This is a genomic window from Pseudomonas retamae (assembly GCF_043496865.1).
In the GTDB taxonomy this organism is placed as follows: Bacteria; Pseudomonadota; Gammaproteobacteria; order Pseudomonadales; family Pseudomonadaceae; genus Aquipseudomonas; species Aquipseudomonas retamae.
The window spans coordinates 519,822-535,264 of record NZ_JBIEIL010000004.1 but is presented as its reverse complement, the minus strand read 5'-3'; the positions used below and the strand labels follow the sequence as shown (position 1 = coordinate 535,264).

The following is a 15,443-nucleotide window of genomic DNA, read 5'->3' as shown; positions in this document are numbered from 1 at the left end:
TCAGGACTCGGCGCTCAGCACCATGAACAACACCATCGCCGCCATCGGCACGCCGAACACCACACTGCCCAGCGCAATCTCCGCTCCCACCGATTGGCCGGCATGCACCACCCCCACCACGCCATTGATCAACGTCAACGCCAGCCACAGCACGGCGAAGCCGTAGGCCATGGTCTGCCGACTGAAGCCGATGCGCTCACCGATGTAGAGCATCAGCGCGAGCAGGACCAGGACCAGGCCGAAGAAAATGATGATGGCGGTGTGCATGGTGCGTTCTGCCTGATGAAGATGCATTGCTTGAAGGATCGCCTTCGCGAGCAGGTTCGCTCCCACAATGGACCTCGGTAGGACATAAATTTTATATACGCATGAAATCCCTGTGGGAGCGAGCCTGCTCGCGAAGGGGCCTCCTCGGTGTCACCTTCAGCATAGCCAATCCCGCCGACTCTAAGCCTGCCAGAGGATCAATTCCAAATGTGTACTTTGAAATTACGGCTAGGGGTTAAACCTATAGTTGCGAGCATTAACTCGCACACATACAGGATTGGTATGAAATTCCCGGTCGTTCTGCACAAGGATGTCGACTCGGACTACGGAGTGATTATCCCGGATGTCCCCGGCTGCTTTTCCGCAGGCGCTACGGTTGCTGAGGCTTTTGAAAGTACTCGGGAAGCGTTGGCGCTTCACTATGAAGGTCTGGTTGCCGACGGAGCGCCGTTGCCGCAGGTGCAAGACATTGATGCGCATCTTGATAACCCGGATTACGCAGGAGGGATCTGGGGCGTGGTCGATTTTGATATCACGCCGTATTTCGGCAAGTCAGTGCGGTTCAACGCCACACTGCCTGAGCAACTGTTGGAGCGTATCGATCAAACAGTCAGGCGCGATCAGCGCTACAACTCGCGGTCAGGATTCCTGGCTGCGGCAGCCTTGCGCGAATTGTCGAGCTGAGCGAGAACTGCAGGACACGTGCGTTTTCCCGCTCGATAACCTGGCAGTGCCTGGAGTTTTTTGTCGTGGTCGGCCGTACCGAAGCGAAAGCACAGGAAAAGTGTGAAACGTTTCAGCAATTGGTCGAACCGGAGGTAGGCGTGGCCTTGCGTGGGCGTATGCTGGGCAACTTCGATTTGTCGAAGTTGGTACTAAGCCTGCCGGGCGGGCTGGAAGACTTCGCCAACGCTGTGGTTCCGGAACTGCAGCGGCGTGGACTGTTCAGAACGGAGTATGAAGGCCGGACGTTGCGCCAGAATCTGGGTCTGGCGCGACCGAAAAACAGATTTGCGTAACGCCCTTCGCGAGCAGGCTCGTTCCCACCTTTGAAATGCATTCGCTTGTGGGAGCGAGCCTGCTCGCGAAGCAGTCGACACCCATTCAAGACAGACAAGAGAGCATTCGATGACCTACACCGCTGCCGAAAACCGCTACGACTCCATCCCTTACCGCCGCGTCGGGCGCAGCGGTCTGGTGCTGCCGGCACTGTCGCTGGGCCTGTGGCACAACTTCGGCGACAGCACGCCGATCGACACCCAGCGCGCCCTGCTGCGCACTGCGTTCGATCTGGGCATCAACCACTTCGATCTCGCCAACAACTACGGCCCGCCGTACGGCAGCGCCGAAATCAATTTCGGTCGCTTGCTGCGCGAAGACTTCAAGCAGTACCGCGATGAGCTGATCATCTCCAGCAAGGCTGGTTGGGACATGTGGCCCGGTCCTTACGGCCAGGGCGGCGGTTCGCGTAAATACGTGCTGGCCAGCCTCGACCAGAGCCTGCAACGCCTCGGTCTGGACTATGTCGATATCTTCTATTCGCACCGCTTCGACCCGGACACGCCACTGGAAGAAACCGCCAGCGCCCTCGCCACGGCGGTGCAGCAGGGCAAGGCCTTGTACATTGGCATCTCGTCGTACTCCGGGGTGAAAACCCGCGAAATGGCCGAGCTGTTGAAAGAATGGAAAGTGCCGCTGCTGATCCACCAACCGGCGTACAACCTGCTCAATCGCTGGGTGGAAAAGGATTTGCTCGACACCACCGATGAACTCGGCACCGGCGTAATTGCCTTCACGCCGCTGGCGCAAGGTCTGCTCACCGACAAGTACCTCAACGGCGTACCGGCGGATGCGCGGGTCAATCGTCCGGGCGGTGGCTCGTTGCAAGCTTCGCACCTGTCCGAGGCCAACATTGCTCACGTGCGCGCGTTGAACGAGATCGCCAAGCGTCGCGGCCAGAGCCTGGCGCAACTGGCGCTGGCATGGACGCTGCGCGATCCGCGGGTGACCTCGGCACTGATCGGCGCGAGCCGGCCGGAGCAGATCATCGAGAACGTCGGCGCGTTGAAGAATTTGAGTTTCAGCGCGGAAGAGCTGGCGGAGATTGACCGGTTTGCCCAAGAGGGCGGGATCAATCTTTGGGAGAAGCCTTCGACGGCGGAGTAAGCCTTACTAAGAACCGCAGCTTCATTACGGCGAAACCTCTGGAGTGAGGTTTCACCGTGATTCATCTGCATTTTATTTTTTGCTGGGAAAACCGAGCACCTGAGCGGCCTCGCTGAAAAAAGTGTCCCTTGCAGACCTTTTACGCAGTTGCATGTCGATCACCTGTGACTGATCTGGCAGGGTAAAGTAACCTTTGTCCAAGCTGCACAGGCTTTCAAGCGTCGGCAGTGGCAGCCCTAGCAGCTGCCTGAGTTGAGATCGAGAAAAAACGTTTTGTTCCACGAGCATTTTCACGCCCCGTGCAATGAGCTGAGGTCTTTCAAAATCAAAGTCGGCGTCCATCGGTTCACCTTTGACCCAGCCTCTCGCTGACCTGGCCTTCCACAATCTCGTTGTAGTGGTTTCGTTGATTATTTCTAGATCCTTGCATCTACGAACCATCGCGGCTACTGAGACTTTCCAGCGCGGTTTCAGAGCGAGCAAGGTATCCAAAGTTGGCCATCGAATTTCTCTGAGGAAACTCTCTGCGGGCATCAAAAATGCGCTGGCGAATCGATGTGCTTGTGATTCAAGCAGATCGTAATTCGATTCGTACTGCTCTTTGGAAACATGTCGATGAAGAACGATATGCCCCAACTCGTGAGCCGCATCGAATCGGTTTCGTATGCCGTTTGCCTTATCTGCTACAAGGAGCACGTAAGGACGTTGGTCCAATTCATGCCAGTTTGAAACCCCATCCATTTTCAGATGGCCCAGCGTGGTTCGAGTGCAGACGATACCTGCGTTTTCGAGCGTTTGAACAACGTTGGGAATGGGCGCCGTCCCAAGCCCCCAGACCTTGCGGCATTTGGAGGCCATCTGTTCGATTTCCTCATCCGAAATCACAAGACAGTTGCTTTCCTCTAAATGAGGTACGTTGACCGCGACGAACTCAAGGCTTTCCTGAAGTTTATATGAGATCTCTTGAAGCCATGCCAAACGTACTTCTGCAATTTCCCTAGCGTTAGCGGTAGCGCTGACCTGAGAACGAAAGAAGAACGGTATTTCCTCATTGGTTACGATTTGCTCTTCGAGCAGCCAATTTTCACTGACGTCGAAGACCTCACATAGTCGTTGAAATGCATCGGCCTCAGGAGCCTGAACCCCGTTCTCCCATTTAGAGATGTTTCCAGAGGCGCGCCCCACCATCTCGGCCAGAGCGGTCTGGGTGATGCCAAACGTGAGCCGTAACTGTCTGAGGCGTTCGGACTGAAAGCCTGCGACTCCAGTTCTCATGGTTCACCTCTTGGTTTTCTGCTCATCAATTTGATCTTCAAGTGTTTCGGCGCGGCGCATCTTATCTCGCAATTTCACCAACTCAATCGGTTTTGGATCGGTTGCCTGATTATCAGAATAGCTCTGGAGCAATTCTTCAAGCGTGCAATCCATGTGAAATCCTTTCCCGTTGAAATAGGGCACTGCCATCATGATCGCGACAGGCTCTGACTGATCCGCGAAACGTGGCGGTGGCGCATGGACTACGACAAGAGCATGGATCAGTTGTTCGGTAACGGTGTGCTTAAGGCCGTCGATCCAATCTATTTGGATCGACGATAACGATTCATTCAGCGTCTTGAGCTCGGTTCGGTGTTTAGCGGCTCGAATTTCTTTCTGCCAAGGCAATACGACCGCCGTGACTCGCATTTTGCCCAACTCCAATAGGACATAGTTATGCCCTTTCGGATCTGTGGCCTTGATGATTGGGTTCCAGCGCTTCATACCTGCCAAAGCTTCCTGAACAAGTGAGTGACGCAAGTGGCCACGCAGGTCTTCTGGAGGTGTGTGAATCAAGAGGTCTCCGACTTCCTTTGCTGCTTTTTGAAAGGTCTGCGGAATCAATACTTCAAGCTCGTCGAAGAATTCCCTGTCCACCTGTGTACGAATGAAATCTTGGATTTCTTCTTTTGTGACCATGCGTTTCACCACTCACTGTTCGGTAAGCGGATTTTTACGTTATTTTTATTCGTTATGGAAGTCGGGACTGTATTTTTGTCCAGCTGACCAGATAGATGGTTGTGTAGGTCGGGCTCAGCGAAAGAAAGGCACATCCCCCAACACCGTCGCCCGCTGCATCACCCGCCGCGCCGGGCGGTAATCGTCCACCGCGTAATGCTGGGTCACACGGTTGTCCCAGAACGCAATATCGTCCTTCTGCCAGCGCCAGCGAATGGTGAATTCCGGCCGCGTTGCGTGGGCGAACAGAAATTTCAGGATCCCTTCGCTTTCGGTTTCCGCCAGTTCATTGATCTTCGCGGTGAAGCCTTCGTTGACGAACAACGAGCGCCGGCCACTGACCGGGTGCGTACGAATCACCGGGTGCGACAGCGGCGGATTCTTGCGCCGCGCTTCTTCCCACTGCGCCAGCGCCTCGGGCGTGTTGCCGTAGCGCTCCAGCGGAAACGAGCGAGTGAAGTCGTGGGTCGCGGTCATCCCTTCGAGCAAGCCTTTCATTGGCGCCGACAACGCCTCATACGCAGCAATGCCGCTGGCCCACAAGGTGTCGCCGCCAAACTCTGGCAGCAACTTGGCGCTGAGCACTGCGCCCATCGCCGGGGTTGGCAGGAAGGTCACGTCGGTGTGCCAGATGGCGTTGTCGCGTACGTCGGTGACGGCGGTGTCGAGGATCAGCACTTCCGGTTGTTCCGGCACGTTCGGGTAGATCGGGTGAATGTGCAGGTCGCCGAAATAATGCGCGAAACGTGCCTGCTGCGGCGGCTCGATCGGCTGGTTGCGGAAGAACAGCACTTGATACTTGAGCAGCGCCTGCTCGATGGCATCGCGATGTTCCAGGCTCAGTGGCTGGCTGATGTCGACGCCGCTGATCTGCGCGCCGAGTGCCGAGCTTAACGGGGTGATGGTGAGGCTGCTCATGGTCGTTCTCTTCAAATGCGGGTATCGAGCTTTTTGTGGGAGCGAGCCTGCTCGCGAAGGCGCAGTGTCAGGCAATAGTGCTGCGACTGGTCCGACGCTTTCGCGAGCAGGCTCGCTCCCACAGGAAATCAAAGGAAACTTGTCAGTGCGCCTTGCCGTGCCATGGCACCAGCTTGCGCTGCAGGGCGCGCAGGCCCATTTCCATGGCGAAGGCGATCAGGGCGATGACCAGAATCCCCAGCACTACCACATCGGTAACCAGGAACTGCGCGGCCGACTGCACCATGAAACCCAGGCCACTGGTCGCCGCGATCAATTCAGCGGCCACCAACGTCGACCAGCCAACCCCCAGGCCAATGCGTACGCCGGTCAGGATGTCCGGCAGGGCGCTGGGCACAATCACATGGCGAATCAGTTGTGCACGAGTCGCACCCAGTGACTGCGCGGCGCGCAATTTCGCCGGATCAACCGTGCGTACGCCGGTCGCGGTGGCGATGGCAATCGGCGCGAAAATCGCCAGATAGATCAGCAGCACTTTCGACAATTCGCCGATGCCGCACCAGATCACGATCAGCGGCAGATAAGCCAGCGGTGGAATCGGTCGGTAGAACTCGATCAACGGATCGAGCACGCCACGAGCAATGCGATTGGCACCGATGGCGATGCCCACCGGCACGGCGGTCAGAATGGCAAAGCCCAGGCCCAGACCGATGCGGCTGAGGCTCGCGCCCAGGTGCTGCCACAGGGTCGAATCCATATAGCCAGTAGTCGCCAGCAACCAGCCTTTTTGCAGCACCGCGGACGGTGGCGGCAGAAACAACGGCTCGATCAATCCAGTGGCGGTGACCGCCCACCAGATCGCCAGCAACGCGAACAGCGTCAACAGGCTGATCCAGCGTGTGCTCAGGCTGCGGCGCACCGGGGTGACCACCGAGGATGTTTTCACCGCCGCAGCGGAAACGTCGTAACTGCTCATGCGCGCTCCTGTCGTGGTCCGGCGCTGCGTTGCGAGAACACCTTGCTCAGCACATGCTCGCGGGTTTCGATAAAGCGCGGATCGGATTTGATCGCGCGGGCCGACTCACCAGCGGCATAACGCTGGCCGAAATCCAGCTGCAGTCGCTCGACGATCTGCCCCGGATTCGGCGCCAGCAGAATCAGGTCAGTGGCGAGAAACACCGCTTCTTCAATGTCATGGGTAATCAGAAAAACCGGTTTGGCCGTGCGCTGCCAGACCTGCAGCAACAGCTCCTGCATCTGCTCGCGAGTGAAAGCGTCGAGGGCGCCAAAGGGTTCGTCCATCAGTAATACGCGCGGGTCGGCGGCGAGGGCGCGCGCGAGGCCGACGCGTTGTTTCTGACCGCCGGAGAGTTGCCAGATACGGCGGCTTTCGAAACCGGAAAGATCAACCAGTGCGAGCATTTCGCGGGCAATCTTTTCGCGTTTGTCTTTGGCGACACCGGCCAGTTCCAGACCGAACGCAACGTTGGCCAGCACGTCCTGCCATGGCAGCAAGGCGTCGTCCTGAAACACCACACCACGCTCGGCGCTCGGGCCTTTGACCGGCACGCCGTCAAGGGTGATGCGCCCGGCACTCGGTTCGACGAAACCGGCAATCAGGTTCAACAGCGAAGTCTTGCCACTGCCGGACGGGCCGAGGGCGACCAGCAACTGCTGAGGCCCCAGGGTCAGAGAAATATCCGCCAGCACCGGCTCCGGGCTGCCCGGGTACTGTGCGCTGATGCGCTCCAGCTGTAGCAAGGCCATCGCTGTCTACTCCCGATCAGTTGGTGATGTATTTGGCGCTGACGTACGGCGCGTAGTCCGGCAGTACGGCTTCGACCTTGCCTTGCTCCTTGAGGAACGCGGCGGTGTCGGTGATGGCTTTGGTGGTCGGCGCGCCGAGGTCGCTGACCTGATCCGCCGCCAGCGGGTAGACGTTGCCCTGCAGCAGCAACGGAATGTCACTGGCCCTGGCGCCGGACAGCTTGCCCAGTTTGTCGACGTTGGACTGATTCGCCAGCCAGGCTTGCGGGTCCTTGCGGTAATCGGCGTAGGCGTCGAGGGTGACCTTGGCGAATGCGGTGACGATTTCCGGGTGCTTTTCGGCGAAGTCTTTGCGCACGATCCACGCATCGAAGGTCGGCGCGCCGAATTTGGCCAGTTCGCCGGAGGTGATCAGCACTTTGCCGTTTTCCTTGGCCACGCCGAGCGCCGGATCCCAGACGTAGGTGGCGTCGATGTCACTGCGCTTCCAGGCGGCGATGATCGCGGGCGGGGCGAGGTTGAGCACAGTGACTTTCGACGGGTCGATGTTCCAGTGCTTCAGCGCGGCGAGCAGGCTGTAGTGCCCGGTGGAAACGAACGGCACGGCGATTTTCTTACCGATCAGATCCTGCGGCGTCTTGATGCCGGAACCGTCACGCGCCACCAGCGCTTCAGCGGCGCCGATCTGCGTGGCGATGAGGAAGGTTTGCACCGGAACCTTGCGGGTGATCGCTGCGGTCAGCGGGCTTGAACCGAGGTAACCGATCTGCACGTCACCAGAGGCGATGGCGGCGATGATGTCGGCGCCGTTATCGAACTTGCGCCAGGCGATATCGGCTTTGGTGGCTTTTTCGTAAGCGCCGTCGGCCTGGGCAACTTTCGCCGGGTCGACGGTGGTCTGGTAGGCGACGGTGAGGTCGGCAGCCTGCACCAGAAAGCTTGCGGCAGCCAGAGTGGCCGTGGCGAGCAGGCGAAGCGTGACATTCAGTTTCATTGAAGAGCTCCATATCAGGCGACCGAGCGTCGGCGTGAATGGAGACTAAATGATCTAAGAATCTCGAAATAAATAACTTTTTCGAATGAGCTTATGAGCGGAAAAATCTAAGCGCAGCGGCCATTCGCGAGCAGGCTCGCTCCCACAGGAGATCGGATTCCTCTGTGGGAGCGAGCCTGCTCGCGAAAAGGGCCGGAGGACCTTCTATATCAGTTGCTGATCGCCAGAATGCTCGCCTGATACGCCCCGACAAACACATCGAAATCACCGACCTCGTTCTGCTCAAGCTCTGCCTGTTGCGCCAGTGACGAGCGCGCCACTTCCTCGAACTTCGCCTGCTCATCCGCCGCCAAAGGCTCGCTACGGAAAAACTCTGCATGCGCCTGGCTCTGGCGCAGCGAGAACTGCGCAAAGCTTTCCTTGTGCTCGGCCATTGCTGCCAGCACCTGCGCGGACGGCGTCAGGGACGGATCGCTGACTTTCGCCAGTTGTGCATCCAGCGCCTTGCTGTGCGCATCGCCGCCATGACTTTGATCGAGCAGCGCAGCCAGCGGAGCGATTTGCTCAAGCAGTTCGGCAGCCCAGGTCTTCATTTCGACCGCTTGGCCGTCACGCTGCAATTGCAGGCCCGGACGCCGGCCTTCCTTGACCACGCTGAGGAAGTTCGAGGTCGCGTTACTGCACGAAGTGTTGGTCAGCAACGGGCTGTCGTTCAACGCGCAGTACAGCAGGAACGCGTCGAGGAAGCGTGACTCGGTCAGGTCAATGCCCATCGGCAGGAACGGGTTGATGTCCAGGCAACGCACTTCGACGTATTGAATGCCGCGCGCCATCAAGGCCTGAATCGGCCGCTCGCCGGTGTAGGTCACGCGTTTCGGGCGGATGTTGGAGTAGTACTCGTTTTCGATCTGCAGGATGTTGGTGTTCAGTTGCACCCACTCGCCATCCTTATGCGTGCCGACTTCGACGTAAGGCGGGTACGGCGTGGCCACGGCTTTGCGCAGGCTGTCGGTGTAGCTTGCCAGATCGTTGTAGCACGGCGTCAGACCGGCCTGGGCGTTGCTCTGGTAACCGAGGTCGCTCATGCGCAGGCTGGTCGCATACGGCAGGTACAAGGTGTCCGGATCGAGCTGTTCGAGCTGATGCGAACGACCGCGCAGGAATCCCGCATCCAGCGCCGGCGAGGCACCGAACAGGTACATCAGCAGCCAGCTGTAGCGACGGAAGTTGCGGATCAGCGCAATGTAGGAAACCGACTGGAAATCGCGGTCGGTGCCGACGAAGCCCTCGGACTCGCGCAGCAACGGCCAGAGCTGTTCCGGCAACGAGAAGTTGTAGTGAATCCCGGCGATGCATTGCATGGTCTTGCCGTAGCGCAGGGCCAGGCCCTTGCGATAGACGTACTTGAGCTGACCGATGTTGGAGGTGCCGTAATAGGCGATCGGGATATCTTCCTCGGCCGGCAACGGGCACGGCATCGACGGACTCCACAGGTACTCGTCGCCGAGTTTGCTGTAGGCGAAGCGATGAATCTTGTCCAGGCTCGCCAGGGTATCGGCCGGATCGGGCAGGGCGGGCGTGATGAATTCCAGCAGCGACTCGGAGTAGTCGGTGGTGATCTGTTCGTTGGTCAGCGCGGAACCCAGGGCTTCGGGGTGCGGCGTTTGCGCCAGGCGACCTTCGCTGGTCACGCGCAGGCATTCACGTTCGATACCGTGCAGGCACTGTTCGAGCAGAGAGAGGTTAGCGCGCTCGCCGAGCAGAGCCAGGCGGCGGTTGAGAAGTTCGCTCAATTTGGATTCCTTCACGCGTCAGTCGCCCCAATATGGGGGTGGGCAGGACGGTCTACAAGGGTGAAGTTGAAACTGGCGTTATCGCCTGGTTTTGTAGCGGCAGGCCATTTGCCGGTCAGTCAGGAACTGCACAATCCTTGTGGGAGCGAGCCTGCTCGCGATAGCAGTGTGTCAGTCAATATCATCATTGCTGAGGCACCGCTATCGCGAGCAGGCTCGCTCCCACAGGGTTCGTTGCGCCGAAATTAACTCAAAATGATGGCCAACATCTACAGGACAGCGAAGGTGCCTTGCGCTTTTGCGACGAGTTTGTCGCCCTGCATCACCTCGGCCTCTACCACCAGCGTGCGGCGGCCCGGGTGGATCACCCGGGCCGTGCACAGCACCTCGCCGTCGGAAACGGCGCGGATGTAGTTGATCTTACATTCGATGGTTGCGCTCTGCTGATCGAAACCGTGGCTGCTGGAACAGGCCAGCCCCATGGCAATGTCGACCAGGCTGAACAGCGCGCCGCCGTGGAGTTTGCCGCCGCGATTGCGCAGCTGCGGCTCCAACACCAGGGCGACTTGCGCCACCCCGGTTTCCAGGCTGTGCAGGCGGCAGCCCAACAGCTTGAAAAAGGCGCTCTCGACAAGCCCGGCCGGCAGCTCCATCAGCGTTTCTTCAACTGTTTGGCGTTGGCGAACAGCGAGGCCATCGCATTGTTCACCGGCGCTGCGCTGACGGTTTCCTTGCGTGGCGCGTTGTTCGACGGCTGGCGTTGCGCCGAGCCCGGACGCGAGCCACGGGCACCGTCGATTTTCTCGCCCGGCGTGTCGCCCATGCGCATAGACAGGCCGACGCGTTTGCGCGGAATGTCGACTTCCATGACCTTCACTTTCACCACGTCACCGGCCTTCACCGCTTCGCGCGGGTCCTTGATGAATTTCTCCGACAGCGCAGAAATGTGTACCAGGCCGTCCTGATGCACGCCGATATCAACGAACGCGCCAAACGCGGTCACGTTGGTCACCACGCCTTCGAGGATCATCCCCAGTTGCAGGTCTTTGAGGTCTTCGACGCCTTCCTGGAACTCGGCGGTCTTGAACTCTGGACGCGGGTCACGGCCGGGTTTTTCCAGTTCCTGAAGGATGTCGGTCACGGTGGGCAGACCGAAGGTTTCGTCGGTGAATTTCTTCGGATCGAGACGCTTGAGGAACGCGGCGTCGCCGATCAGCGAGCGAATGTCACGGTCGGTTTCGGCGGCGATACGCTGCACCAGCGGATAGGCTTCCGGGTGCACCGCCGACGAATCCAGCGGGTTGTCACCGTTCATCACGCGCAGGAAACCGGCGGCCTGTTCGAAGGTTTTCTCGCCTAGACGCGCGACTTTCTTCAGCGCCGCGCGAGTCTTGAACGCACCGTGTTCGTCGCGGTGCGCGACGATATTTTGCGCCAGTGTGGCGTTGAGGCCGGAGATGCGCGCCAGCAGCGCTACCGAAGCGGTGTTGACGTCAACGCCGACGGCGTTCACGCAATCCTCGACCACCGCGTCCAGACCGCGCGCCAGTTTCAGCTGCGACACGTCGTGCTGGTACTGACCGACCCCAATGGATTTCGGATCAATCTTCACCAACTCCGCCAGCGGATCCTGCAAGCGACGAGCGATCGACACCGCGCCACGGATCGATACGTCCAGGTCCGGGAATTCCTTGGCCGCCAGTTCCGACGCCGAGTACACCGAAGCACCGGCTTCGGACACCATGACCTTGGTCATTTTCATCGCCGGGTATTTTTTGATCAGCTCGATCGCCAGCTTGTCGGTCTCGCGGCTGGCGGTGCCGTTGCCGATGGCGATCAGGTCCACCGAATGCTTGGCGCACAGGGCGGCCAGGATGGCGATGGTCTGATCCCATTTGTTGTGCGGCACGTGCGGGTAAACCGTGGCGTGATCGAGCAGCTTGCCGGTCGAGTCGACCACGGCCACTTTGCAACCGGTACGCAGGCCCGGGTCGAGGCCGAGGGTAGCGCGCGGGCCGGCCGGGGCGGCCAGCAGCAAGTCGTGCAGGTTGTGCGCGAAGACATTGATCGCTTCGGTTTCGGCGCCATCGCGTAGCTCGCCGAGCAGGTCGGTTTCCAGATGGGTGTAGAGCTTGACCTTCCAGGTCCAGCGCACCACTTCGCCGAGCCATTTGTCCGCCGCGCGATTCTGGTTCTGGATGCCGAATTGCTGGGCGATCATGCCTTCGCACGGGTGCATGGTGCCCGGGAGCTCGTCGCCGACTTTCAGCGCGGAGCTGAGGATGCCTTCGTTGCGCCCACGGAAAATCGCCAGCGCACGGTGCGACGGCATGCTTTTCAGCGGTTCATCGTGTTCGAAGTAGTCGCGGAACTTGGCGCCTTCCTCTTCCTTGCCAGCGATCACGCGGGCGCTGAGAGTGGCTTCCTGTTTCAGGTAGTTACGCAATTTTTCCAGCAGGCTGGCGTCTTCGGCGAAGCGCTCCATGAGGATGTACTTGGCGCCTTCCAGCGCAGCCTTGACGTCCGCTACGCCTTTTTCGGCATCGACGAAGCGCGCGGCTTCGGCTTCGGGGGCCAGAGTCGGGTTGTTGAACAGGCCGTCCGCCAGCTCGCCGAGGCCGGCTTCGAGGGCGATCTGGCCCTTGGTGCGGCGCTTCTGCTTGTACGGCAGGTACAAGTCTTCGAGGCGGGTTTTGGTGTCGGCGAGCTTGATGTCGCGCTCAAGAGCCGGGGTGAGTTTGCCTTGCTCTTCGATACTGGCGAGGATGCTGATGCGCCGTTCGTCGAGTTCTCGCAGGTAGCGCAGGCGCTCTTCCAGATGACGCAACTGGGTGTCATCGAGGCTGCCGGTGACTTCTTTCCGGTAACGGGCGATGAAGGGAACGGTAGAGCCTTCATCGAGTAGCGCGACGGCCGCTTCGACCTGTTGTGGGCGTACACCGAGCTCTTCGGCGATGCGGCTGTTGATGCTGTCCATAAAACCACCTGACATAGTGTGAAAGCAGGCTCGCGGGCACGGAAATAAAGGCCCGGAGTCTGGTTGAGCGGCTAGAGAATTGCCGCTGCCTGGATCAAGAGGCAGCCCATTGACCCGTGAAATCGAACGATTACTGCGCGAGGCGAGGAAAAAAGCCTGCCACCTGCGGTAACGATTCAGACGTTGCCTGGCACAAAACGCCGCGCATTATAACCAGCGTTCTGTCATTCGGGGGCGTTGCAGTCTGTAGGCATAAACCCCGGTTTTCTGGCAGTGAAGGAAAAATCTGCTAACAATGCACACGGTGCGTATAACGGCAGCTACGCCATAATGCGCGCCGAGCTAAAAGGAGCATCCAATGAGCAGCACTGCACAAACTGCTGAAGGCGAAAAAATTCTCATCGTTGACGACGATCCGGGGCTGAGCAGCCTGCTGGAACGTTTTTTCGTCAGCAAGGGCTACCGTGCCCGTACCGTACCGAACACCGAGCAGATGGATCGTCTGCTGTCGCGTGAAGTGTTCAATCTGGTCGTGCTCGACCTGATGCTGCCGGGCGAAGATGGCCTGACTGCCTGCCGCCGCTTGCGTGGCGCGAACAATCAGATCCCGATCATCATGCTCACCGCCAAAGGCGACGAGCTGAGCCGCATCAAGGGCCTGGAACTGGGCGCCGATGACTATCTGGCCAAGCCGTTCAACCCTGACGAACTGATGGCTCGGGTCAAAGCTGTGCTGCGCCGCCAGGCCGCCCCGGTACCCGGCGCGCCAGGCAGCGAAGACGAAAACGTCACCTTCGGTGATTACGTGTTGTCGCTGGCGACCCGCGAACTGAAGCGCGGTGACGAAGTACACATGCTCACCACCGGTGAGTTCGCGGTGCTCAAGGCGCTGGTAATGAACGCCCGTCAGCCACTGACCCGCGACAAGCTGATGAACCTGGCTCGTGGCCGCGAATGGGATGCTCTCGAGCGCTCCATCGACGTGCAGATCTCGCGTCTGCGCCGGATGATCGAACCTGATCCGTCCAAACCGCGTTATATCCAGACTGTCTGGGGCGTTGGTTACGTGTTCGTACCGGATGGCACCGCCAGCAAGTGATCGGTGATTTGTAGGAGCGGGTCTGCGGTTTTGGTCGAACGGCCAGCCCGCAGACTCGCAATCCGCAATATGCGAGCATTGCTCGCTCCTGCAAGTGTGTAGCGGTTAAAGATGAAAACCCCCGTCTGGTTCCCCCAAAGTTTTTTCTCCCGCACCCTCTGGCTGGTGCTCATCGTCGTGCTGTTTTCCAAGGCGCTGACCCTGGTTTATCTGTTGATGAACGAGGACGTGCTGGTGGACCGTCAATACAGCCACGGCGTCGCCCTGACGCTGCGTGCCTATTGGGCCGCCGATGAAGAAAACCGCGCCAAAATCGCTGATGCCGCGACCCTGATCCGCGTGGTCGGCGCCGGTGTGCCGGAAGGCGAACAGCATTGGCCGTACAGCGAAATCTACCAGCGGCAAATGCAGGCGGAACTGGGTGCCGACACCGAAGTACGCTTGCGCATGCACTCGCCGCCCGCGCTCTGGGTGCGCGCGCCAAGCCTGGGCGACGGCTGGCTGAAGGTGCCGTTATATCCGCACCCTCTGCGTGGCCAGAAAATCTGGAATGTGCTCGGCTGGTTCCTGGCCATCGGCCTGTTGTCGACGGCCTCGGCATGGATTTTCGTCAGCCAGCTCAACCAGCCTCTGAAACGTCTGGTGTATGCCGCACGTCAACTCGGTCAGGGCCGCAGCGTGCGCCTGCCGATCAGTGACACGCCGAGTGAGATGACCGAGGTTTATCGCGCCTTCAACCAGATGGCCGAAGACGTCGAACAGGCCGGACGCGAGCGTGAGCTGATGCTGGCCGGCGTGTCTCATGACTTGCGCACACCGTTGACCCGGCTGCGGCTGTCGCTGGAATTGATGGGCGACCGCAACGACCTGACCGACGACATGGTCCGCGACATCGAAGACATGGACGCCATTCTCGACCAGTTCCTCGCGTTCATTCGCGATGGTCGCGACGAGTCGGTGGAAGAGGTCGACCTCAGTGATCTGGTGCGTGAAGTAGCGGCGCCATACAACCAGAATGAAGAGAAGGTGCGCTTGCGCCTGGAACCGATCCAGCCGTTTCCGCTGCGTCGGGTATCGATGAAGCGCCTGCTCAATAACCTGATCGGCAACGCCTTGAACCATGCCGGCGGCCACGTCGAAGTGGCGGCTTACGTGTCCGGAGACGTCAGCGCGCCCTATGTGGTGCTGAGCGTAATGGACCGCGGCGCGGGGATCGATCCGTCGGAGCTGGAGGCGATTTTCAACCCGTTCACCCGAGGCGATCGTGCCCGTGGCGGCAAGGGCACCGGGCTGGGTCTGGCGATCGTCAAGCGCATTGCTTCGATGCATGGCGGCAATGTCGAACTGCGTAATCGGTCCGGGGGTGGATTGGAGGCGCGGGTGAGATTGCCGTTGGGTTTGATGTTGCCTCGGGATGCCGTTTAAGCGCTGACATCGGCAGTGGGGTTCATGGCCCCTTCGCAAGCAGGC

14 protein-coding genes and 1 pseudogene are annotated in these 15,443 nt (G+C 59.5%); 5 read left to right on the top strand and 10 right to left on the bottom strand.

All coding sequences use genetic code 11. From position 1 onward, the window contains the following. Entirely contained in the window at positions 1–267 is a 267-nt protein-coding gene (locus tag ACGSLL_RS11225) for a hypothetical protein (protein ID WP_394505754.1), read from the bottom strand. 282 nt (positions 268–549) lie between these two features. Between ACGSLL_RS11225 and ACGSLL_RS11220 the strand changes: the two genes are divergently transcribed. The 3 genes and pseudogenes from ACGSLL_RS11220 (at position 550) to mgrA (ending at position 2,433) form a co-directional block, all read left to right on the top strand. Further along, the gene (locus ACGSLL_RS11220) at positions 550–951 is read left to right on the top strand and encodes a type II toxin-antitoxin system HicB family antitoxin (RefSeq protein ID WP_394505752.1); all 402 of its coding nucleotides are present in this window, start codon (positions 550–552) and stop codon (positions 949–951) included. A gap of 59 nt (positions 952–1,010) precedes the next feature. Next, positions 1,011–1,286: pseudogene (locus ACGSLL_RS11215) on the top strand (nitrilotriacetate monooxygenase); the annotation flags it as partial. Between the two features lie 109 nt (positions 1,287–1,395). Further along, positions 1,396–2,433 (top strand): L-glyceraldehyde 3-phosphate reductase, encoded by a 1,038-nt coding sequence (mgrA, locus tag ACGSLL_RS11210; RefSeq protein WP_394505750.1) that lies wholly within the window; start codon positions 1,396–1,398, stop codon positions 2,431–2,433. A 72-nt stretch (positions 2,434–2,505) separates the two neighbouring features. Here the strand turns inward: mgrA and ACGSLL_RS11205 are convergent, their stop codons facing one another. The 9 genes from ACGSLL_RS11205 to ACGSLL_RS11165 form a co-directional block, all read right to left on the bottom strand. Then, positions 2,506–3,708, bottom strand: a complete 1,203-nt coding sequence (locus ACGSLL_RS11205) for a helix-turn-helix domain-containing protein (RefSeq protein ID WP_394505748.1) — start codon at positions 3,706–3,708, stop codon at positions 2,506–2,508. A 3-nt stretch (positions 3,709–3,711) separates the two neighbouring features. Further along, positions 3,712–4,386: a hypothetical protein gene (locus ACGSLL_RS11200; RefSeq protein ID WP_394505746.1), complete on the bottom strand. Its 675-nt coding sequence runs from the start codon at positions 4,384–4,386 to the stop codon at positions 3,712–3,714. A 114-nt stretch (positions 4,387–4,500) separates the two neighbouring features. Next, the gene (tauD, locus tag ACGSLL_RS11195; RefSeq protein WP_394505744.1) at positions 4,501–5,343 is read right to left on the bottom strand and encodes a taurine dioxygenase; all 843 of its coding nucleotides are present in this window, start codon (positions 5,341–5,343) and stop codon (positions 4,501–4,503) included. A 142-nt stretch (positions 5,344–5,485) separates the two neighbouring features. Then, complete coding sequence (gene tauC / locus ACGSLL_RS11190; protein ID WP_394505742.1) at positions 5,486–6,319, bottom strand: taurine ABC transporter permease TauC; 834 nt, start codon at positions 6,317–6,319, stop codon at positions 5,486–5,488. Beyond that, positions 6,316–7,110 (bottom strand): taurine ABC transporter ATP-binding subunit, encoded by a 795-nt coding sequence (gene tauB / locus ACGSLL_RS11185; RefSeq protein ID WP_394505740.1) that lies wholly within the window; start codon positions 7,108–7,110, stop codon positions 6,316–6,318. The genes tauC and tauB overlap by 4 nt, the downstream gene beginning before the upstream one ends. Positions 7,111–7,126: 16 nt before the next feature. Next, positions 7,127–8,104, bottom strand: a complete 978-nt coding sequence (tauA, locus tag ACGSLL_RS11180) for a taurine ABC transporter substrate-binding protein (RefSeq protein ID WP_394505738.1) — start codon at positions 8,102–8,104, stop codon at positions 7,127–7,129. A gap of 209 nt (positions 8,105–8,313) precedes the next feature. Next, positions 8,314–9,897 (bottom strand): glutamate--cysteine ligase, encoded by a 1,584-nt coding sequence (gene gshA, locus ACGSLL_RS11175; protein WP_394505736.1) that lies wholly within the window; start codon positions 9,895–9,897, stop codon positions 8,314–8,316. 269 nt (positions 9,898–10,166) lie between these two features. Continuing rightward, a complete protein-coding gene (locus ACGSLL_RS11170) occupies positions 10,167–10,550 on the bottom strand; it encodes a PaaI family thioesterase (RefSeq protein WP_258452056.1) in 384 nt (127 codons plus the stop codon). Beyond that, on the bottom strand, positions 10,550–12,874 hold the full coding sequence (locus tag ACGSLL_RS11165) for a Tex family protein (RefSeq protein ID WP_394505733.1): 2,325 nt from the start codon (positions 12,872–12,874) through the stop codon (positions 10,550–10,552). Before ACGSLL_RS11165 ends, ACGSLL_RS11170 begins: the two co-directional genes overlap by 1 nt. Positions 12,875–13,232: 358 nt before the next feature. On the opposite strand from ACGSLL_RS11165, the gene ompR reads away from it, so the two are divergent. Both ompR and ACGSLL_RS11155 read left to right on the top strand, forming a co-directional pair. Further along, positions 13,233–13,973 (top strand): osmolarity response regulator transcription factor OmpR, encoded by a 741-nt coding sequence (ompR, locus tag ACGSLL_RS11160; protein WP_090288291.1) that lies wholly within the window; start codon positions 13,233–13,235, stop codon positions 13,971–13,973. A 111-nt stretch (positions 13,974–14,084) separates the two neighbouring features. Beyond that, positions 14,085–15,398 carry an ATP-binding protein gene (locus tag ACGSLL_RS11155; protein ID WP_090288293.1) on the top strand — a complete coding sequence of 438 codons (1,314 nt, stop codon included), beginning with the start codon at positions 14,085–14,087 and terminating at the stop codon, positions 15,396–15,398. The last annotated feature ends 45 nt before the right edge of the window (positions 15,399–15,443 follow it).